The 18,035-nt window shown below is 69.0% G+C and carries 21 protein-coding genes and 1 other RNA gene; 4 read left to right on the top strand and 18 right to left on the bottom strand.

The window, feature by feature from the left end; all coding sequences use genetic code 11:
- Positions 1 to 13: 13 nt before the first annotated feature.
- The gene (locus tag Q9R17_RS04575; protein ID WP_308157258.1) at positions 14 to 616 is read right to left on the bottom strand and encodes an HAD-IA family hydrolase; all 603 of its coding nucleotides are present in this window, start codon (positions 614 to 616) and stop codon (positions 14 to 16) included.
- A 118-nt stretch (positions 617 to 734) separates the two neighbouring features.
- Here Q9R17_RS04575 and azu point away from each other — a divergent pair, with 118 nt between their 5' ends.
- Entirely contained in the window at positions 735 to 1,169 is a 435-nt protein-coding gene (gene azu, locus Q9R17_RS04570; RefSeq protein WP_308158278.1) for an azurin, read from the top strand.
- Between the two features lie 184 nt (positions 1,170 to 1,353).
- On the opposite strand, the gene hemL is transcribed toward azu, so the two are convergent.
- Complete coding sequence (gene hemL / locus Q9R17_RS04565) at positions 1,354 to 2,643, bottom strand: glutamate-1-semialdehyde 2,1-aminomutase (RefSeq protein ID WP_308157257.1); 1,290 nt, start codon at positions 2,641 to 2,643, stop codon at positions 1,354 to 1,356.
- On the bottom strand, positions 2,640 to 3,299 hold the full coding sequence (gene thiE, locus Q9R17_RS04560) for a thiamine phosphate synthase (RefSeq protein ID WP_308157256.1): 660 nt from the start codon (positions 3,297 to 3,299) through the stop codon (positions 2,640 to 2,642). Before thiE ends, hemL begins: the two co-directional genes overlap by 4 nt.
- Positions 3,300 to 3,367: 68 nt before the next feature.
- Here thiE and Q9R17_RS04555 point away from each other — a divergent pair, with 68 nt between their 5' ends.
- Positions 3,368 to 3,559 carry a rubredoxin gene (locus Q9R17_RS04555; RefSeq protein ID WP_308157255.1) on the top strand — a complete coding sequence of 64 codons (192 nt, stop codon included), beginning with the start codon at positions 3,368 to 3,370 and terminating at the stop codon, positions 3,557 to 3,559.
- Positions 3,560 to 3,632: 73 nt separating this feature from the next.
- Here Q9R17_RS04555 and Q9R17_RS04550 read toward each other — a convergent pair whose 3' ends face one another.
- The 8 genes from Q9R17_RS04550 to Q9R17_RS04515 all read right to left on the bottom strand — a co-directional run bounded on the left by Q9R17_RS04550 (position 3,633) and on the right by Q9R17_RS04515 (position 7,752).
- On the bottom strand, positions 3,633 to 4,478 hold the full coding sequence (locus Q9R17_RS04550) for a SirB1 family protein (protein ID WP_308157254.1): 846 nt from the start codon (positions 4,476 to 4,478) through the stop codon (positions 3,633 to 3,635).
- A 161-nt stretch (positions 4,479 to 4,639) separates the two neighbouring features.
- On the bottom strand, positions 4,640 to 5,083 hold the full coding sequence (locus tag Q9R17_RS04545) for a DUF192 domain-containing protein (RefSeq protein ID WP_308157253.1): 444 nt from the start codon (positions 5,081 to 5,083) through the stop codon (positions 4,640 to 4,642).
- A 22-nt stretch (positions 5,084 to 5,105) separates the two neighbouring features.
- The gene (gene rpiA / locus Q9R17_RS04540; protein WP_308157252.1) at positions 5,106 to 5,753 is read right to left on the bottom strand and encodes a ribose-5-phosphate isomerase RpiA; all 648 of its coding nucleotides are present in this window, start codon (positions 5,751 to 5,753) and stop codon (positions 5,106 to 5,108) included.
- Positions 5,754 to 5,776: 23 nt separating this feature from the next.
- Positions 5,777 to 6,256 carry an EVE domain-containing protein gene (locus Q9R17_RS04535; protein ID WP_308157251.1) on the bottom strand — a complete coding sequence of 160 codons (480 nt, stop codon included), beginning with the start codon at positions 6,254 to 6,256 and terminating at the stop codon, positions 5,777 to 5,779.
- On the bottom strand, positions 6,253 to 6,846 hold the full coding sequence (locus Q9R17_RS04530) for a 5-formyltetrahydrofolate cyclo-ligase (RefSeq protein WP_308157250.1): 594 nt from the start codon (positions 6,844 to 6,846) through the stop codon (positions 6,253 to 6,255). The genes Q9R17_RS04535 and Q9R17_RS04530 overlap by 4 nt, the downstream gene beginning before the upstream one ends.
- 86 nt (positions 6,847 to 6,932) lie before the next feature.
- Positions 6,933 to 7,118, bottom strand: a non-coding RNA gene (gene ssrS / locus Q9R17_RS04525) — 6S RNA.
- A 113-nt stretch (positions 7,119 to 7,231) separates the two neighbouring features.
- Positions 7,232 to 7,534, bottom strand: a complete 303-nt coding sequence (locus Q9R17_RS04520) for a cell division protein ZapA (protein ID WP_308157249.1) — start codon at positions 7,532 to 7,534, stop codon at positions 7,232 to 7,234.
- Positions 7,531 to 7,752: a TIGR02449 family protein gene (locus tag Q9R17_RS04515; RefSeq protein WP_308157248.1), complete on the bottom strand. Its 222-nt coding sequence runs from the start codon at positions 7,750 to 7,752 to the stop codon at positions 7,531 to 7,533. Before Q9R17_RS04515 ends, Q9R17_RS04520 begins: the two co-directional genes overlap by 4 nt.
- 154 nt (positions 7,753 to 7,906) lie before the next feature.
- On the opposite strand from Q9R17_RS04515, the gene Q9R17_RS04510 reads away from it, so the two are divergent.
- Together Q9R17_RS04510 and Q9R17_RS04505 are read left to right on the top strand one after the other, a co-directional pair.
- Positions 7,907 to 8,455, top strand: coding sequence for a UPF0149 family protein (locus Q9R17_RS04510; protein ID WP_308157247.1), 549 nt, complete (start codon positions 7,907 to 7,909; stop codon positions 8,453 to 8,455).
- Positions 8,456 to 8,460: 5 nt separating this feature from the next.
- On the top strand, positions 8,461 to 9,783 hold the full coding sequence (locus Q9R17_RS04505; RefSeq protein ID WP_308158277.1) for an aminopeptidase P N-terminal domain-containing protein: 1,323 nt from the start codon (positions 8,461 to 8,463) through the stop codon (positions 9,781 to 9,783).
- Positions 9,784 to 10,743: 960 nt separating this feature from the next.
- Here the strand turns inward: Q9R17_RS04505 and pepQ are convergent.
- The 7 genes from pepQ to rph all read right to left on the bottom strand — a co-directional run bounded on the left by pepQ (position 10,744) and on the right by rph (position 17,911).
- Positions 10,744 to 12,072: a Xaa-Pro dipeptidase gene (pepQ, locus tag Q9R17_RS04500; RefSeq protein WP_308157246.1), complete on the bottom strand. Its 1,329-nt coding sequence runs from the start codon at positions 12,070 to 12,072 to the stop codon at positions 10,744 to 10,746.
- A gap of 74 nt (positions 12,073 to 12,146) precedes the next feature.
- Entirely contained in the window at positions 12,147 to 12,518 is a 372-nt protein-coding gene (locus Q9R17_RS04495; protein WP_308157245.1) for a PilZ domain-containing protein, read from the bottom strand.
- Positions 12,515 to 14,791, bottom strand: a complete 2,277-nt coding sequence (locus Q9R17_RS04490; protein ID WP_308157244.1) for a DUF1631 family protein — start codon at positions 14,789 to 14,791, stop codon at positions 12,515 to 12,517. The genes Q9R17_RS04495 and Q9R17_RS04490 overlap by 4 nt, the downstream gene beginning before the upstream one ends.
- Before the next feature lie 113 nt (positions 14,792 to 14,904).
- Positions 14,905 to 16,137 carry a radical SAM family heme chaperone HemW gene (gene hemW, locus Q9R17_RS04485; RefSeq protein ID WP_308158276.1) on the bottom strand — a complete coding sequence of 411 codons (1,233 nt, stop codon included), beginning with the start codon at positions 16,135 to 16,137 and terminating at the stop codon, positions 14,905 to 14,907.
- A gap of 57 nt (positions 16,138 to 16,194) precedes the next feature.
- Positions 16,195 to 16,791, bottom strand: a complete 597-nt coding sequence (gene rdgB / locus Q9R17_RS04480) for an RdgB/HAM1 family non-canonical purine NTP pyrophosphatase (protein ID WP_308157243.1) — start codon at positions 16,789 to 16,791, stop codon at positions 16,195 to 16,197.
- Positions 16,788 to 17,177, bottom strand: coding sequence for a VOC family protein (locus Q9R17_RS04475; protein ID WP_308157242.1), 390 nt, complete (start codon positions 17,175 to 17,177; stop codon positions 16,788 to 16,790). Before Q9R17_RS04475 ends, rdgB begins: the two co-directional genes overlap by 4 nt.
- Positions 17,174 to 17,911, bottom strand: coding sequence for a ribonuclease PH (gene rph / locus Q9R17_RS04470; protein ID WP_308157241.1), 738 nt, complete (start codon positions 17,909 to 17,911; stop codon positions 17,174 to 17,176). The genes Q9R17_RS04475 and rph overlap by 4 nt, the downstream gene beginning before the upstream one ends.
- Between the last annotated feature and the right edge of the window lie 124 nt (positions 17,912 to 18,035).

The following is an 18,035-nucleotide window of genomic DNA, read 5'->3' as shown; positions in this document are numbered from 1 at the left end:
GCCACGCCCGGCGTTACCGCACCGCGTAGCGCTTCAACACCCGGCCCAGCCCACGACCATCGCGCACGGTTTCCGCGTGCAGGCCGGCCGCGCGTGCGCCGCGCACGTTGGCGAACAGGTCATCGATGAACAGCGTGCGCGCGGGCGCTGCGCCGAGCGTGGCCAGCACGCGCTGGAACACGATCGGCTCGGGTTTGCGGCCCCCGAAACGGCTGCTGCTGAACACCCGGCCCTGCAGCGCCGGGAACAGGCGGGGCAGCAGGGCCGGCAGTGCGTCTTCCAGCAGCGGCCCGTTGTTGGTCAGCACCGCCATCGGCACCTGCAGGGGCCGCAGGCGGTCCAGCACCGCCTCGTGCGGGGCACTGGCGGCCTGCCGCGCGGTGGCCCAGGTGCGCGCATCCACGCTGCGGCCCAGGTGTTCGCCCAGGCGCGCCAGGTAGGCCGGGCCATCCAGCATGCCGCGGTCATGCGCGGCGTCCAGGCCGCTGTCGTACAGCGCGGCGTGTACTGCGGCGGCGGGTACGTCCAACGCCTGTGCCAGGTGCAGCACACGCGGCGCGCGCTGGTAGTGCACCAGCACGCCGTCCACATCGAGCAGCAGCAGGTCGATGGCCATGCCCGCAGCATGCCTGATCGGTGGCGGGCTGTGCGACACCCTGTCGCAGCACCACCCGTGGGGCGCCGCCTAGAATGGGGCAGCAACCAGAGGAGCGGTGATCGTGAAAGCGTGGTGGATGGTGGTGGGCCTGGGCGCGATGATGGTGGCGCCCTCAGCGATGGCGCGGGTGTGCGCGGTGAGCATCGACAGCAATGACCAGATGCAGTTCAGCAGCCGGCAGATCAAGGTGGCCGCCGACTGCAGCGAGGTCGACCTGACCCTGCGCCACACCGGCAAGCTGGCGGTCACGGCGATGGGCCACAACTGGGTGCTCACGCGCACGGCCGATTACCAGCCGGTGGCATTGGCGGGCATGCGCACCTCGCTGGCCGACAGTTACCTGCCCAAGGGCGATGCCCGCGTGCTGGCCCACACCAAGGTGATCGGCGGCGGCGAAACCGCGCGCGTGCGTTTTTCCACCAAGGGCCTGCAGAAGGGCGGGGATTACACCTTCTTCTGCTCCTTCCCCGGTCACTTCGCGATGATGAAGGGCACGTTCGTTTTCGGTTGAGCCGGCAGCAGCCACGCATGGCGTGGCTCTACAACACCGCTGCCCGGCCGGGTAAATCGATGAAACGCCGCCCGGCCCGGTAAATCCACGCCATGCGTGGATGAAACACCACAGGCCCCGGTAGATCCACGCCATGCGTGGATGGGGGCGGTACCGACCCACGTCGGCCGCCCCCGATGGCCTGTTACCCCTTCGCCGCGATGAACGCCACGCGCGCTGCCGCAAGCGTGGCGTCGATCACCGCATCGTCGTGCGCGCTGGACAGGAAGCCGGCCTCGTAGGCCGACGGAGCCAGGAACACGCCCTGCTCCAGCATCGCGTGGAAGAACCGGTTGAACGCGGCGGTGTCACAGGCGGTGGCCTGTGCATAGGTCTCCACCTTCTGGTCGGTGAAGAACAGGCCGAACATCGCACCGACCCGGGTAGTGGTCACCGCCACGCCGGCCTCGGCGGCGGCCGCTTCCAGGCCCGCACACAGGCGCGCGGTGCGTGCCGACAGATCGGCATGGAAGCCCGGCTGCGAGACCAGTTCCAGCATCGCCAGGCCGGCGGCCATCGCCACCGGATTGCCGCTGAGTGTGCCGGCCTGGTAGATCGGCCCGGCCGGGGCGATCTGCTGCATCAGGTCACGGCGGCCACCGTAGGCGCCCACCGGCATGCCGCCACCGATGATCTTGCCGAAGGTGGTCAGGTCCGGGGTGATGCCGTAGTGCGCCTGTGCACCGCCCAGGGCGACGCGGAAGCCGGTCATCACTTCGTCGAAGATCAGCAGCGCGCCGTGCTGCGTGCACAGTGCGCGCAGGTGCTGCAGGTAGCCGTCGCGCGGCGGGATGCAGTTGGCGTTGCCGACCACCGGCTCGATGATCAGGCCGGCGATCTCGCTGCCCTGCGCCTCGAACAGCGCCGTGGCGGCCTCGAAATCGTTGTAGGGCAGGGTCAGGGTCAGCTCGCTCAGGCCCGCCGGCACGCCCGGCGAGGTCGGCACGCCCAGGGTCAGCATGCCGCTGCCGGCCTTGACCAGGAACGAATCGCCATGGCCGTGGTAGCAGCCTTCGAACTTGACGATGCGGTTGCGGCCGGTGGCGCCGCGCGCCAGGCGGATCGCCGACAGCGTGGCCTCGGTGCCGGAATTGACCATGCGCACCATTTCGCACGACGGCACCAGCCGGGTGATGGTTTCGGCCATGGTCACCTCGGCCGCGCACGGCGCTCCGAAGGACAGGCCGTTGTCGATGGCCTTCTTCACCGCCTGGCGCACGGCCGGGTGGTTGTGGCCGACGATCATCGGGCCCCAGGAGCCGACGTAGTCGATGTAGCGGTTGCCGTCGACGTCATACAGATAGGGGCCGTCGGCGCGGGCGACGAAGAACGGCTCACCGCCCACCGACTTGAACGCGCGCACCGGCGAATTAACCCCGCCCGGCAGCAGCGCCTGGGCGCGGGTGAACAGGGCGTGGGACTGGTCGTGGTTCATGGGGATTCCTGGGCTGTACCGGCGGCGGCCGGCTGGAACTGGGCAAGGTAGGCGCGCTGGGTGGCGACCGGGTCGGTGGCGGCGTAGACGCTGCTGATGACGGCCAGCAGGTCCGCGCCGGCGTCGATGAGCGGGCCGACATTGTCCGGCGTCAGCCCGCCGATCGCCACCCGCGGCACGCCCAGTGCGGCACTGCGTCGCAGCAGGTCGGGCGTGGCGCGGCGGGTGGTGCGCTTGGTCAGGGTCGGGAAGAACGCACCGAAGGCCACGTAGCTGGCACCGGCGGCCACCGCGCGCTCGGCCAGGGCCAGTTCGTCGTAGCAGGAGGCACCGAGGATGGCATCGGGCCCGAGCAGGGCACGGGCGGCGGCGATTTCGCCATCGTCCTCGCCCAGGTGGGCCCCGGCAGCACCGATGGCGTGGGCCAGGGCGGCATCGTCGTTGATGATCAGCGGCACGTCGTAGCGCATGCACAGCCCCTGCAGCGCGCTGGCCTGCGCGTGGCGCAGGGCGGTGTCGGCCTGCTTGTTGCGGTACTGCAGCCAGGTCGCGCCAGCGGCCAGCAGTGGCGCGGTGCGTGCCAGCAGGCGGGCGGTATCGGGCTCGTCCGGGGTGATCAGGTAGACGCCGCGCGGCGCAGGGGAAGCAGGAGTCATCGATGGCTACCGGTTGCGTGGCCGCAGTGTGACAATGGGCGGCCAGAAAGGTCAGCCGTGATTATCCGATGAGCGATGCCAGCCCCACCACCTTCCGCACCTGGATGTGCGTGGTCTGCGGATTCCTGTACCACGAAGCCGACGGCCTGCCCGAAGAGGGCATCGCCCCCGGCACGCGCTGGGAGGACATCCCGGACACCTGGACCTGCCCGGATTGCGGGGTGACCAAGGATGATTTCGAGATGGTCGAAGTCGGCTGAAGCCCAGGGCCCGCCGGGCATGGCCCGGCGCTGCCGGCGGTGGCAGGCACCGGGCCGGAGGGGCAATCCCGCCTCAATGCAGCCGTGGCACCGGCCCGCCCAGGTCCACCAGCTTTTCGCGCAGCCACTGCGCATCGCTGGCATCGGGGTTGCGGGTGAGGTAGCGGCCCAGGTCGCGGCGCGCGCCGGCCAGGTAGTCCAGCTGCAGGTAGGCCAGGCCACGGTCGCGCAGCGCATCGGCCTGCTCCGGCGCCAGCTTCAGCAGGCGGTCGGCGCTGCGTGCGGCGCGGTCCCATTCGCCGGCTTCGGCATAGACGCCGTGCAGGTTGCGCAGCATGCGCATCAGGATCGCCCGTGACGGTGCCGGGTCGAGGATCTGCGCCAGGACCTGGTCGTCCGGGGCCTGCCCGCCCAGGTGTGATTTGGCGCGCTCGCGCAGCTCGTCCACGTCCAGCGGGCGGCCGCCGTTGAACGGGTCCATCACCAGCACGCCGCCATCGACCGGCAGGCGCACCAGGAAATGGCCGGGGAAGGACACCCCGTCCAGCGGGATGCCGAGCCGGCGCGCGACTTCCATCTGCACCAGCGCCAGCGAGATCGGGTTGCCCAGGCGGCGCTCGAACACCTGGTTGAGGTAGCTGTTGCGCGGGTCGTAGTACTCGTCGTGGTCGCCGCTGTAGCCCAGTTCGTCGAACAGGTGGCGGTTGATGGCGGCCATCTTCAGCGGGCTGCGCTCGATGCTGTCCACTTCCGGGCGCAGGTGGTCGACATGGCTCTGGATGAGCGCGTCGTAGGTGGCCGGCTGCAGGTCGGGGTATTCATCGCGTGCGATCAGCAGCGCGGTCGGCAGCAACGGCAGCGCCTCGTCCTCGAGGTCGGCCAGTGCATCCCATTCGGGCAGAGAGATCGGGTCCTGCATGGCCACAGACTGGCGGCAATCGCAGGCGGTTTCAAGCGGCGGGGCGTGAAAAACACAGCGTCCCGGTGCAGCACCGCCCGCTTGGGTATGGAGCGGGGCCTACCCCAGCGGGGCCGGGTACGCACGGCACCGGCCCGCTGCACGCCACGCGGCCCGTGGCGTTACTCGATGCCCGGGCCGAACTTCAGTTCCGTGCCGTCCTTGAGCTGCAGCTTGTGCGCCTGGCCGGCGTTGAGCTCCAGCACGTAACGGGCCGGGCCGCCACTGGGGTAGGGCGGGCACATGTCGCCGGCCGAGCACGGCGGCACGTCGCGCTGCTGGCTGACCAGCCTGCGCTCGGTATCGAAGTACAGGATGTCCAGCGCGATCTTGGTGTTCTTCATCCAGTACGCCTGCATTTCCTCGCGGTCGTGGATGAACAGCATGCCGTGGTCCTCGGGCATGCGGTCGCGGAACATCAGCCCGCGGGCGCGGGTGTCGTCATTGGTGGCCAGTTCCACCTTGTAACGGGTGCCGTCCAGTTCCACCCAGTGGCGGGCGGCATCGGTGGCACAGGCGGTCAGGGCCAGCAGCGGGAGCAGCAGCAGCGAGCGCAGCAGCGACATGGTCAGGAATCCGGAGGGAGGGTTACAGGACGATGGGCGGTTCGCCGCCGACGATCACCACGTCGGCCGGGCGGCGGGCGAACAGGCCCACGCAGACCACGCCGGGCAGCTGGTTCAGTTCGCGCTCCAGCGCCACCGGGTCGGTGATCTGCAGGTGGTGGATGTCCAGGATCTGGTTGCCGTTGTCGGTCACCACGCCCTCGCGCCAGGTCGGCTGGCCACCGGTCATGTCGCGGATGCGGCGGGCCACCAGGCTGCGCGCCATCGGGATCACTTCCACCGGCAGCGGGAAGCGGCCCAGCACCGGCACCTGCTTGCTCGGGTCGACGATGCACACGAAGCGCTCGCTGGCCTCGGCGATGATCTTCTCGCGGGTCAGCGCGGCGCCACCGCCCTTGATCAGGCACTTGTTGCCATCGCATTCGTCGGCACCGTCCACGTACAGCGACAGGTTGCCGGTGTGGTTCAGCTCCATCACCTCGATGCCGTGCTGGCGCATGCGCGCGGTGCTCTGCTCGGAGCTGGACACGGCGCCCTTGATGCGGTGCTGGATACGGGCGAGCGCATCGATGAAATAGGCCACGGTGGACCCGGTGCCGACACCGACGATCATGCCGTCTTCAACGTACTCGATGGCTTTTTCGGCGGCCAGGCGCTTGGCTTCGGACATGGGAAAAACTCTCAGGCAGGGAATCAGGATTTCTTTTCCAGCGACAGCAGCAGCGTCCACTGCGCGGCGGTCACCGGGAACACCGACAGCCGGTTGCCCTTGGCCACCAGCGGGAAGCCTTCGCCCAGCGCATCGGCGTGCAGTTTGATCTCGTCCAGCGCGATCACCTGCCTGAGCTTGCGGTCGAAGGCCACGTCCACCAGCATCCAGCGCGGCTCTTCGCGCGTGGCCTTGGGGTCGTGGTAGTCGGATGTCGGGTCGAACTGGGTCTCGTCCGGGTAGGCCGCGCTGGCCACCTTGGCCACCCCGACGATGCCCGGCACCTTGGTGTTGGAGTGGTAGAACAGGATGCCGTCGCCGACCTGCATGCCATCGCGCATGAAGTTGCGCGCCTGGTAGTTGCGCACGCCGTTCCACGGTTCGGTGCCGACGCGGGCCAGGTCGTCGATGGAAAAGGCGTCCGGTTCGGACTTCATCAGCCAGTAGCGCTTGCGGGCGGTCATGCGGTCACGTGCGGTGGGAGGGGAAACAGGGTGCCCTGTTCGGTGCAGATCGCATCGACCGGTACGTCCCAGGACGCCACCGGCAGCGCATCGACCTGCTGCAGCGAAAAGGCCGCGCCCACCAGCCACGGCGGTGCAGCGCGCTGGTGGCGGAAAGCGAAGCTGCGATCATACCAGCCGCCCCCCATGCCCAGCCGGCGGCACTGCGTATCGAAGCCCACCAGCGGGGTTACCACCAGCGCCATCTGCTCGGCGCTGAAGGTGTCCTCGATGGCCAGGTCCGGCTCGGGAATGCCATAGCGGTTGGCGGTCAGCGCCTGGCCGGGCCGCCAGGGCGCAAAGCGCAGCACTTCCCCATGCAGCACCGGCAGGCAGTAGGTCAGCGTGGCGGGCAGCTGCAGCTGCCAGCGGTGCAGCGCGATTTCGCCATCCAGCGCCCAGTAGCCGGCGACCGGGCCGTGCGTGGGGGCGAACGGCAGGGCCAGCAGGGCGTCGGCCAGGGTCTCGGCCGCGGCCAGCCGGGCCGGGGCGGGCAGGGCGCGGCGGCGTTGCCGCAGGTCGTGGCGCAGGTCCGGGCGCGGGTCGGTCATGGCAGGCTCGGCGGGGGAACCTGCCTATTGTGCCGCCAGAAAAGACGAAGGCGGCACCCGTGTGGATGCCGCCTTCGAGGAATACTGCATTCTCCGCAATGTCGATGCGTGCGAAACGACCTTGAACCCGGGGGCTCAAGTGGGAACGCTATGGAACCTTCGGGCTTCCCGCTGCAAGGCGGACCTGCACTCCCGGCGCCGTCGCGCTCCCGGTGTCGTTCTTAAGGGACAAGGCGAATGTTTGCACACGCCGTCGAGCACCGCAGAGAACGCGAGGCCATTATAGCGATGCGCGCGGCCACGACCAGCCCAACCGATGACCTTTCGTCGGCACAGTGCATCCCAATTCATGTACGTGTGGATGCCGTGCAGCCGTGCCGCGACGTCAGTCGTGGCCGTCGATCGCCCGGTCCAGGCGCCGGTTCAGGTCCGACAGCGTCTGCTGCAGGGCCGCGGCCTGGCGGGCATTTTCATCGCGCAGCTGCTGCAGTTCGTGGGCCAGGTTCAGCGCAGCCAGCACCGCCACCCGGTCCACGGCCGCCATGCGGTTGCTGCCGCGGATCTCGCGCATGCGGGCATCGAGCAGCCGCGCGGCCGCCATCAGGCTGTCGCGCTCGTCCCCGCCCACACCGACGGTGTATTCACGGTCCAGGATGCGGACACTGACCGGTTCGGCGGGGTGGCTCATGTGTGCTGCTCCAGGGATTTGAGCCGGCTGATCATCGCTTCCACCCGCGAGCGGGCCTGCTCGTTCTTGGCCAGCAGGGTGGAGCGTTCGGTCACCAGCTGTTCCTGCTGGTGGCGCAGGCTGCGGTTTTCCTCGGCCAGGCGCTGGTTGCGTTCAAGCAGCGCCTCGACGCGCGCGGCGAAGGCCTGCAACTGGGCGATGGCGTCTGAGGGTTCCATGAGCGGCACGATAGGCAAGCGGGGCGAGGGTGGTCAAGCGCTGCCGCAGCAAGGGCTGGCGGGCACGGGAAGGATGCCGGTGGATTGCTACACTACGGGGCTTCCCGGGCCGTGCCCTGCGCGGCCGGGATCCCCTCACCGAACGAGCCGCACGATGACCGAACTTCCCTCCGTCGACGACGTGAACCGCGCCAGCCAGGCCCTGCAGCTGGGTGCCACCGCTGCCGAGCTGCATGGCGGCCTGTGTGGCTGGCTGGCCGCCGGTGGTGCGCCGGGCAACGACTGGCCGGCCCGCGTGCTGGCCGATGACCACCTGGCGCCGGTGGCCGACGGCAGTGTGCTGGAGCAGTTGCTGCAGGTCACCATCAAGCAGCTGGAAGACCGCGATTTCGCCTTCGAGCTGCTGCTGGGCGACAGCAGCGACGTGGCCCCGCAGGCCGATGCGCTGTTCAGCTGGGCGCGCGCTTTCCTGGGCGGCTTCGGCCTGGGCAGCGGCGGCCGCCGCCCGGCCCTGTCCGAAGAAGGTGAGGAAGCCCTGAACGACCTGGCCAAGCTGGCCCAGGCGTCCAGCGAGGATTTCGAGAGCGGCAACGACGATGACGAGGACGCGCTGGCCGAGATCGAGGAGTTCATCCGCGTGGCCGTGCTGCTGCTGCACGGTGACGTGGTGCTGGCCGCGCGCCACCGCCAGCGCCTGAACTGATGGACATCAAGCAGCGCACCGGCATCGCCGCCGGCGAATACAAGCGCCGCCGCCGCCAGCTGATGGACATGGCCGGTGATGACGCGATCCTGGTGCTGCCGGCGGCGTCGGAGAAGGTGCGCAGCCTGGATACGCATTTCCCGTACCGGCAGGATTCGGACTTCTGGTACCTGAGCGGGTTCCCGGAACCGGACGCGGTGCTGGTGCTGATCCCCGGGCGGCGCCACGGCGAGACGATCCTGTTCTGCCGCGAGCGCGACCCCGAGCGTGAAGCCTGGGACGGTGGCCGTGCCGGACAGGAAGGCGCGGTGGCCCAGTACGGCATGGACGATGCCTACCCCATCGACGACCTGGACGACATCCTGCCGGGCCTGCTGGAGGGCCGCTCGCGGGTGTATTACCACTTCGGCCGCGATGCGGATTTCGACCTGAAGCTGATCGGCTGGGTCAACCGCGTGCGTTCGCAGGTGCGCCATGGCGCGCAGCCGCCGCATGAATTCCTGGAACTGGGCCACCTGCTGCACGAGCAGCGGCTGTTCAAATCCGGTGCGGAAGTGGCGCTGATGCAGCATGCCGCGCAGATCAGCGTGCGCGCCCACCAGGCCGCGATGCGGGCGGCGAAGGCCGGCATCCACGAGTACGAACTGCAGGCCGAACTGGAGCGCGTGTTCCGTGCCGGCGATGCGGTACCGGCCTATTGCAGCATCGTGGGGGCCGGCCGCAACGGCTGCATCCTGCATTACCGCGACAACAATGCGCGTTCGCGCGATGGCGAACTGGTGCTGATCGATGCCGGTGCCGAGTACCGCGGTTATGCCAGCGACATCACCCGCACCTTCCCGGTCAATGGCCGTTTCAGTGCCGAGCAGCGCGCGCTGCACGACCTGGTCGGTGCGGCGCAGGCGGCGGCCCTGGCCCAGGCGCGGCCGGGCGTGCCGTACGAAGCCGGCCACCTGGCGGCGGTGCAGACCCTGACCGAGGGCCTGCTGCGGTTGGGCCTGCTGAAGGGCACGCTGGAACAGAACATCGCCGAGGGGCACTACCAGCGCTTCTACCGGCACAAGACCGGGCACTGGATCGGCCTGGACGTGCACGATGTGGGTGACTACCGGCTGGCCGGTGATTCGCGGCTGCTGGAGCCGGGCATGGTGTTCACCATCGAGCCGGGGCTGTATGTCGGTGCGGACGACACGAGCGTGGAAGCGCGCTGGCGCGGCATCGGCATTCGTACCGAGGACGATGTGCTGGTCACTGAAGACGGCCACCGGGTGCTGACCGAAGGCCTGGCGCGCAGCGCCGACGAGATCGAAGCGTTCATGCAGGGATGAGGGGTTCTTCTTCTGCAGGGCTTGCAGCCCTGCACCCGCAGAGGCCGGAGCAACGGCAGATGCGTTGATCCCGGGTTGGTGGGGTGGTGTGGGTTCGCGGGATACGCCGTGAACCCATCCATGGGGGCTCGTAGGCGCCATCCCCCCCCGCCTTCGACAGTTGGCCGGTGGCTTGTAGATCCACGCCATGCGTGGATGAATCTCAATCGACATCGACCATTCGGGGAACTCATCGAAAAGCATCCACGCATGGCGTGGATCTACCCGATCGCGGGGATCTGTCAGGGGGGATGGTGTCCCCCGTGAATCCAGCCCGCCCAGCCGGGGGCTTGTAGATCCACGCCATGCGTGGATGGATCTCAATCGATATCGAACATTCGGGGAACTCGTCGAAAAGCATCCACGCATGGCGTGGATCTACCCGATCGCAGGGATCTGTCAGGGGGGATGGTGTCCCCCGTGAATCCAGCCCGCCCGGCCGGTGGCTTGTAGATCCACGCCATGCGTGGATGAATCTCAATCGACATCGACCATTCGGGGAACTCATCGAAAAGCATCCACGCATGGCGTGGATCTACCCGATCGCGGGGATCTGTCAGGGGGGATGGTGTCCCCCGTGAATCCAGCCCGCCCGGCCGGTGGCTTGTAGATCCACGCCATGCGTGGATGGATCTCAATCGATATCGACCATTCGGGGAACTCGTCGAAAAGCATCCACGCATGGCGTGGATCTACCCGATCGGGGGGATCTGTCAGGGGGGCCGGGATGTCCCGCAAACCCACCTTGCCCGGCCGGTGGCTTGTAGATCCACGCCATGCGTGGATGGATCTCAATCGACATCGACCATTCCGGGAATTCATCGCAAAGCATCCACGCATGGCGTGGATCTACCCGGTCCCCCGCGAACCCAATCCGCCCCACCAGCCATCAGCCGCATGGGGCGCCCCGCCACGAGGGGCTCAGCCGTTGGCGGCGAACACCGGGCGGGTCAGGTTGTCCGCCTCGTCCTGGGTGCACAGCACTTCATCCTCGATGCGGATGCCGCCGTAAGGGCGGAAGAAGTCCACGCGGTCCCAGTTGATCGCAGTGCCGTGGCCGGCCTGCTTCACTTCGTCCAGCAGCATGTCGATGAAGTACAGGCCCGGTTCGATGGTCACCACCATGCCCGGCTCCAGCACGCGGGTCAGGCGCAGGTAGGGGTGCCCGGCCGGGCGCTCGACGCGGCCGCCGGCATCGCTGGCGGCGAAACCGGCCACGTCATGCACCTGCAGGCCGATCAGGTGGCCGATGCCGTGCGGGAAGAACGCGGCGCTGACGCCGGTTTCCAGCGCGGTCTGCGGCGATACGTTGATTACGCCGAAGTCCTTCAGCACGCCCATCAGCGACAGGTGCGCATCGATGTGCAGCTGCTTGTAATCGAAACCGGCACGCACCGCCGCGCACATCTGCTGCTGGGCAGCGTCGACGGCGTCGATCATCGCGGCGAATTCGTCATGCCCCTTGGCCGCGTAGGTGCGGGTGATGTCGCTGGCATAGCCGTGGGCGCTGGCGCCAGCATCGATCAGGAAGCTGCGCAGCGGCTGCGGTGCCTTGCGGCCCAGTTCGGTGTAGTGCAGCACCGCGGCATGTTCGTTGAGCGCGATGATGTTGCCATAGGGCAGTTCGCTGGCGTCCTGGCCCACTGCCTGGCAGTAGGCCATGTGGATGCTGAACTCATCGGCGCCATGGCGGAACGCGGCTTCGGCAGCGCGGTGGCCGCGCACGCCCAGCACCTGCGCCTGGCGCATCAGCGCCACTTCATAGGGCGTCTTGTAGGCGCGGTGCCAGTGCAGGTAATCCAGCACCGGGGCCGGGTTGTTCGGCAGCCACGGGCCCAGCGCGCTCTGCGGCTCGCCCAGGATGGCGCAGCGTGCCGGGTTGGACGGCAGCAGCGGCAGCGCTTCATCGGCGGTGCGGATGATGTGGATGTCCACATGCTCCACCCACCAGCCGCTGGGTGCATCCGGCACGACGTGCCAGTAATCGAACGGCTGGTGGAAGATCACCTGCAGGCGCTTGCCCGGGGTGAACACGATCCAGCTGTTGGGCACACGGGTCAGCGGCAGCCACGCCTTGAAGTGCGGGTTCACCGCGTACGGGTAGTCGCGGTCGTCGAAGACCTGGTAGTGCAGGGTGCCGCTGGGGATCACCAGGTGGTCGAACCCACCGCGCGCGAGCGCCTGCTCGGCGCGCTGCTGCAGCACGGCCAGGTGGTGGGGGTACAGGGCGCCAGGATCTTGCAGGGTCATCGCATCGCTCGACGGAAAAACAGAACCCTGATTCTGCCGGATATGGCTGCCCCGTGCTGTGCGGGAACCGGCGCTCAGTCCGTCGAAAGCGGTGCAGCGCCGTCCTCTTCGCCCACCCAGTCGCGTACCAGCTGGCGGTGCTCGCGCGACAGCGTCAGGAAGCGGAAGCCGGCCCAGGCCTGCCCGGGCAGCTGCGCCGGTTCGGTCCACAGCAGGTGTACGCCCACATCGATGTCCACCTGGCGCCCGTCATCGAGCGGTAGCGGGAAGCGGAACTGGTACAGGGCGTCGTCGGCCAGCGGGGCGCTGGCCAGCAGCAGCATGCCAGTTTCGGACAGGTTGACCAGATGCCCGGCCGGGGTGCCGGCCATCTGGTCGGTGACCGCCACGCGCGCGGCGACCTGGCGGCGCGGCGCGCGGCGGGTGTCGACGGAGGGAGTGTTCATGCCTGCTGCTCCGGATGGGGTCCGGCCAGGGTGCGCAGTGCGCCCAGGGTGGCCTGCCAGGCGCGGTCGATCAGCCGGGCCTTGTCTTCGGTAACGACACGGACCTGGCCGTCGGCCATCTGCCGGGCCAGGGTATCCAGCTGGGTTTCCAGCGCCTTCTGGCCGCGCGCGTTGACGAACAGGGCGTGGTCGGTCAACCGGCTGTACCAGGACAGGCGCAGCCGGCGCGGCGCACCGTCCTGGGTGAATTCGAACCAGCTGCCGAACGGCAACGCCAGCAGATCGCGGTAGCAGGCGTCCTGCGTGGCATCGCGTGCGGGGGGCGTGGTGGCGGCAGGGGTGGCATCGCCGGCCTGGCCGCCCAACCGCGCACGCTGCTTCAGGCGCGCGCTCAGTTCGGTGCGCGAGGTGCTGTCGTCCTCGCCGCCGGGCGTGGACAGGCGGCGTGCCACGGCCGTGGCTTCGTCGGCGTGGTAGCCCACCTGGACCAGTGCCGCCTCGATGCCGGTGGCCAGCGTGGCATCCGCCGGTGCGCTGCCCGGTGCGTGGGCAGTCACCTCGGCAATCCGCGCGGTCTGTGCCAGGCACTGCTGCCACTGGGGCGAGTCCTCGCCATGGCGCAGTTGGGCCAGGGTCATCACATCGGCCCAGGCCTGGCGCAGCAGGGTCTGCACGAAGCGGGGCGGCTGCGCCTGTTCGCAGCGCTCGGCAATGCTGGCTTCGGTCTGGCGGCGGGCGACGTCCAGTTTTTCACGGCCACGGGCCGCATCGACGTGGCGGCGCTCGGCCAGCTCGGCGCGGTGCGCGGCGGCGCGTACCTGCTGCTGGATATCGTCATTGGCCGCGGCGAACACGGCCGGGTCCTGGGTGTCGCCGGCCTGTACGCGTTCCACGCTCTGGGCCAGGCGCTGCATCAGCTGCGGATCGACATCGTCGCTGCCCAGCCAGACCGCGCCGGCTTCGGCCACGCTGTTGAGCAGGTCGCGCGCGGGGTGTTCATCGCGCACGAAGAAGCCCGGATCGGCCAGGGCCGCGCGGGCGACCGGTACCTGCAGCCGGGCCAGCAGGCCGGCATTGCCGGCATCCGGGCGCTGCAGCTGCTGCACCTGGCCGAACAGGCGGCCGAGCAGGTCGAAGGTGTCCTGGTCTTTCACGGCCAGGGCCGGGGGCGCCTCGGGGCGTTCGCGCTGCAGCTGGGCCAGCAGGGCCGCCTGCAGATCGGCCATCGAACGTGGTGCGCTGGCCTGGGCCTGCAGGCGTGCCAGCAGGCCATCGAGGACCGCACTGGGCAGGGTGGGGGGCGCTGCTGTTCCCGGCGGCAGCGGGCCAGGCGTGCTGGCCGGGTTGGCCAGCAGCTGGTGCAGCGTGGCCATCGCCGGTTGCGCGGTCTCGCCAAAGCCCTGCAGCGGGCGTGCGGCGTCCTGCAGCATGCCCGACCAGGAACCGGCGGGGGCACTGCCGCCCCAGCCGGTCAGCGGGGCGGCGGTGCTGCTGCTGGTGCGGGTGGCACGACCACCGGCCACCGAATGGGTGATCAGGCGGCGGGTGCTGGCCGAGCGTGCCAGGTACGGCGTGTAGACCAGGCCGGGTAGCACGCCTTCCTGTGACAGCAGCCCGTTGAAGCGTTCGATGATTTCACCCAGCCGCTCCAGCACGTGGCGGTCCAGGCTGCGGAACAGCGCCAGCTGCACCGGCGGGTCCAGGCGCGCCTGTTCGGCCAGGCGGCGGGCCAGTGCGCACAGGGCATGCGGGCCCAGCGGCAGGGTTTCGGCGTCGAATGCCGGGCCGGCGGCGAGTACGCCCAGGCGCTGGCCGAGCAGGTTCAGGCCGTTGCCGCTGCGCAGGGTTTCCCGGCGGACCATTTCCACCAGCACGATGTCGCGGTCGATATCGTGTTCGTCCACCAGGCGCAGCGTGGTCAGGCTCCCGGTGGCGGGCTGCGGTGCGGCCAGGGGGGCGGCCACGCGTGGGCCGCGCAGGTTGGCCAGCGCCTCGACCACGGCATCGAGCATGCGCTCGCCAAAGGGCAGCGCGAATGCGTGTGCCTGATGGCGGTAGCCCATCAGGTCGGCCTGCTGGGCCGGGCTGCGTGCCAGTTCGGCGTCCTGCAGGAGCGATTGCTCCATCGCTTCGCCGCTCAGTGCCAGCGGTGCGGACAGCGTGTGCCGCACCAGCACGGTCAACTGGCCAAGCAGCTGCCGTACGCGGGGCGGCAGGCCCGAGTGGTCCAAGCGGGCTGCATCGGCCGGCAGCAACGGCATGGGAACTGACATCGGCGCGGTGTCCCGGGTCACGCAGAGTGAATGTGGACTCTACTGTGGGCGGCGTGGTGGGCGCCACATCCACGGCGCTGCCGGGTGCCACACAGGCCCGCCTGCCGGAGGCGTCATTCCTCCAGGAACAGGCTCACCACATCGTTGGTGAAGCGGCGGCCAAGCTCGGTGGGCTGCACATGGCCGTCGGCCACCTGCAGCCAGCCGCGCTGCACCGCCTGTGCCAGCGGTGCATCGAGCACGCGGCGTGCCAGGCCGGTGCGCGATTCGAAATCGCGCAGGCTGAAGCCTTCGTGCAGGCGCAGCAGGTTCAGCATGTACTCGAACGGCAGCCGCTCGGGCGCGATCACATCGTCGCCCCCCAGCGCGGCCGGGGTGCCGGCGGTGTCCAGGTAGGCCTGGGGATGCTTGAGCTTCCAGCGGCGCAGCACGTGTTCCTCGGCGCCGGAGCTGATCTTGCCGTGCGCGCCCGCGCCGATGCCCAGGTAGTCACCGAAGCGCCAATAGTTCAGGTTGTGCGCACTCTGCCGGCCGGGGCGTGCGTAGGCACTCACTTCGTACTGGTCGAAACCGGCCTGCGCCAGCAGGGCCTGGCAGTGTTCCTGCATGTCCCAGGCGTGGTCTTCATCGGGGATGCCCTGCGGCGGCCGTGCGAAGAACACCGTATTCGGCTCCAGCGTCAGCTGGTAGTGCGAAAGGTGCGCCGGCTGCAGCGCGAAGGCGCGTTCCAGATCGGCCTCTGCACCGGCCAGGGTCTGTTCCGGCAGCGCGTACATCAGGTCGATGTTGAAATTGTCGAAGCCCGCATCCTGGGCCATCTTCACCGCGCGCTCGGCTTCGCCACTGTCGTGGATGCGGCCCAGGCGCTTCAGTGCGGCATCGTCGAAGCTCTGGATGCCGAAGCTCAGCCGGTTCACGCCGGCGGCGCGGTAGCGGTCGAAGCGCCCATGCTCGGCGGTGCCCGGGTTGGTTTCCAGCGTGATTTCAGCGTTTGGCGCGAAGCGCAGGCGGGCGCTGGCCTGCTGCAGGAAACGGTCGATCGCCTCCGGCGGGAACAGGCTGGGGGTGCCGCCACCGAAGAACACGCTGTGCACCACCCGGCCCCAGACCAGCGGCAGGTCCTGGTCCAGATCGCGCAGCAGGGCGTCGATATAGGCATCGAACGGCAACGCGCCCTTGGCCTGGTGCGAATTGAAATCGCAGTACGGGCATTTGCGCACGCACCACGGCAGGTGCACGTACAGCGACAGCGGCGGCGGTACCAGCCGTGGCGCGGCGGCGTGCGCGTGATCGCCGGTGCAGACTTCGCCGGGCAGGTGGGTGCAGTGGTCGTGGTCGTGCGGCATGGGCTTCATCGGTAGTGCCGGCCGCTGGCCGGCTTCCCTTGGGTAATCAGGACGGCATCAGAGCCAGGTGGCCAGCTGCTGCTTGAGCTGCTGCAGCGCCAGGGCGCGGTGGCTGATGGCGTTCTTCAGCGCCGGTGCCATTTCCGCGGCGGTCAGGCCGTGGGTGGTATCGAGGAACACCGGGTTGTAGCCAAAACCATTCGTGCCACGCAGTTCGCGGATGATCTGCCCTTCCCAGCGGCCTTCGCAGATCAGCGGCTGCGGGTCGGTGGCATGGCGCAGCAGCACGATCACGGCATAGAAGCGCGCGCTGCGCTGGCCATCGGGCACATCGGCCAGGGCATCGAGCAGCTTGGCGTTGTTGGCCGCGGCATTGGTCGGGTGGCCGGCATAGCGCGCGCTGTACAGGCCAGGTGCACCGCCCAGGGCATCGACGATCAGGCCCGAATCATCGGCCAGTGCCGGCAGGCCGGTCGCCGCGCAGGCCGCGCGTGCTTTCAGCAGCGCGTTCTCGACGAAGGTCAGGCCGGTTTCCTCCACATCGCCCAGGCCCAGTTCGGCGGCCGAGGTGATCTGCAGCGGCAGGTCGGCGAGGATCTCCTGCATTTCCACCAGCTTGCCAGCATTGTGGCTGGCCAGGACAAGTTTCTTCATCCGCGCGGCTCCAGCAGGTCCCAGGTGTTCCCGTACAGGTCGCGGAACACCGCCACGGTGGCATACGGTTCTTCGCGCGGGGTTTCCAGGAATTCGACGCCGGCCGCCAGCATCGCAGCATGGTCGCGCCGGAAGTCGTCGGTGTTCAGGAAGAAGCCCACGCGGCCGCCGGTCTGGTTGCCGATGCGGCTGCGCTGTTCCTCGTTGCTGGCTTTGGCCAGCAGCAGGGCGGCGGCGCTGCCGTCGGTCGGGCCGACCACCACCCAGCGCTTGCTGCCCTGGTCGATGTCCTCCAGCAGGGTGAAGCCGAGCTTGCCGGTGTACCAGGCGATGGCCTCGTCATAGTCGGCCACCACCAGGGTGGTCAACGCGATGCGGCGCTTCATGCCTGCGGCTCCACCGCCAGCGCGGCCTGCTGTGCGGCCAGCAGTTCGGCCACGCCCTTTTCGGCCAGCGCCAGCAGCGCGTCCAGTTCATCGCGGCGGAAGGCATGGCCCTCGGCCGTGCCCTGCAGTTCGATGAAGCCACCGCCATCGTTCATGACCACGTTCATGTCGGTGTCGCAGTCGCTGTCTTCGGCGTAGTCCAGGTCCAGCACCGGGGTGCCGCGGTACACGCCCACCGACACGGCGGCCACGGCGCCCAGCACCGGGTTGCGCTTGATCTCGCCGCGCTTGATCAGCACGTTCACCGCATCCACCAGGGCCACGTAGGCACCGGTGATGGCGGCAGTGCGGGTGCCACCGTCGGCCTGCAGCACGTCGCAGTCCAGGGTGATGGTGCGCTCGCCCAGCGCGTTGCGGTCCACGCACGCGCGCAGGCTGCGGCCGATCAGGCGCTGGATTTCCAGCGTACGGCCGCCCTGCTTGCCGCGTGCCGCTTCGCGGTCGCTGCGGGTGTGGGTGGCGCGCGGCAGCATGCCGTACTCGGCGGTCACCCAGCCTTCGCCCTTGCCGCGCAGGAAGCCCGGCACGCGGTTTTCCACGCTGGCCGTGCACAGCACGCGGGTCTCACCGAAGCAGACCAGCACCGAGCCTTCGGCGTGGCGGGTGAAGCCGCGTTGGATGACGACCGGACGGAGCTGGTCGGGCTGGCGGCCACTGGGGCGGGCATCGGACATGGTGCGTTTCCCTAAGGGGTAAGACGGGCAGGGGAGTACGCCACATTGCCCGCGGCCTTCACGGGCGGGCAAGGAGGCTTCAAAGAGAGCGCTAGGGTACCATTCCCCCTTTGGGAGCATCGGA

The sequence above is a fragment of the Stenotrophomonas sp. 24(2023) genome, assembly GCF_030913365.1.
In the GTDB taxonomy this organism is placed as follows: domain Bacteria; phylum Pseudomonadota; class Gammaproteobacteria; order Xanthomonadales; family Xanthomonadaceae; genus Stenotrophomonas.
This window is presented reverse-complemented; position numbering and strand designations above follow the sequence as displayed.

Bases quoted from the DNA above. Each gene is read 5' to 3' on its own strand.
- Q9R17_RS04575 (WP_308157258.1), bottom strand. From the start codon at position 616: ATGGCCATCGACCTGCTGCTGCTCGATGTGGACGGCGTGCTGGTGCAC.
- azu (WP_308158278.1), top strand. From the start codon at position 735: ATGGTGGTGGGCCTGGGCGCGATGATGGTGGCGCCCTCAGCGATGGCG.
- hemL (WP_308157257.1), bottom strand. From the start codon at position 2,643: ATGAACCACGACCAGTCCCACGCCCTGTTCACCCGCGCCCAGGCGCTG.
- thiE (WP_308157256.1), bottom strand. From the start codon at position 3,299: ATGACTCCTGCTTCCCCTGCGCCGCGCGGCGTCTACCTGATCACCCCG.
- Q9R17_RS04555 (WP_308157255.1), top strand. From the start codon at position 3,368: ATGAGCGATGCCAGCCCCACCACCTTCCGCACCTGGATGTGCGTGGTC.
- Q9R17_RS04550 (WP_308157254.1), bottom strand. From the start codon at position 4,478: ATGCAGGACCCGATCTCTCTGCCCGAATGGGATGCACTGGCCGACCTC.
- Q9R17_RS04545 (WP_308157253.1), bottom strand. From the start codon at position 5,083: ATGTCGCTGCTGCGCTCGCTGCTGCTGCTCCCGCTGCTGGCCCTGACC.
- rpiA (WP_308157252.1), bottom strand. From the start codon at position 5,753: ATGTCCGAAGCCAAGCGCCTGGCCGCCGAAAAAGCCATCGAGTACGTT.
- Q9R17_RS04535 (WP_308157251.1), bottom strand. From the start codon at position 6,256: ATGACCGCCCGCAAGCGCTACTGGCTGATGAAGTCCGAACCGGACGCC.
- Q9R17_RS04530 (WP_308157250.1), bottom strand. From the start codon at position 6,846: ATGACCGACCCGCGCCCGGACCTGCGCCACGACCTGCGGCAACGCCGC.
- Q9R17_RS04520 (WP_308157249.1), bottom strand. From the start codon at position 7,534: ATGAGCCACCCCGCCGAACCGGTCAGTGTCCGCATCCTGGACCGTGAA.
- Q9R17_RS04515 (WP_308157248.1), bottom strand. From the start codon at position 7,752: ATGGAACCCTCAGACGCCATCGCCCAGTTGCAGGCCTTCGCCGCGCGC.
- Q9R17_RS04510 (WP_308157247.1), top strand. From the start codon at position 7,907: ATGACCGAACTTCCCTCCGTCGACGACGTGAACCGCGCCAGCCAGGCC.
- pepQ (WP_308157246.1), bottom strand. From the start codon at position 12,072: ATGACCCTGCAAGATCCTGGCGCCCTGTACCCCCACCACCTGGCCGTG.
- Q9R17_RS04495 (WP_308157245.1), bottom strand. From the start codon at position 12,518: ATGAACACTCCCTCCGTCGACACCCGCCGCGCGCCGCGCCGCCAGGTC.
- Q9R17_RS04490 (WP_308157244.1), bottom strand. From the start codon at position 14,791: ATGTCAGTTCCCATGCCGTTGCTGCCGGCCGATGCAGCCCGCTTGGAC.
- hemW (WP_308158276.1), bottom strand. From the start codon at position 16,137: ATGCCGCACGACCACGACCACTGCACCCACCTGCCCGGCGAAGTCTGC.
- rdgB (WP_308157243.1), bottom strand. From the start codon at position 16,791: ATGAAGAAACTTGTCCTGGCCAGCCACAATGCTGGCAAGCTGGTGGAA.
- Q9R17_RS04475 (WP_308157242.1), bottom strand. From the start codon at position 17,177: ATGAAGCGCCGCATCGCGTTGACCACCCTGGTGGTGGCCGACTATGAC.
- rph (WP_308157241.1), bottom strand. From the start codon at position 17,911: ATGTCCGATGCCCGCCCCAGTGGCCGCCAGCCCGACCAGCTCCGTCCG.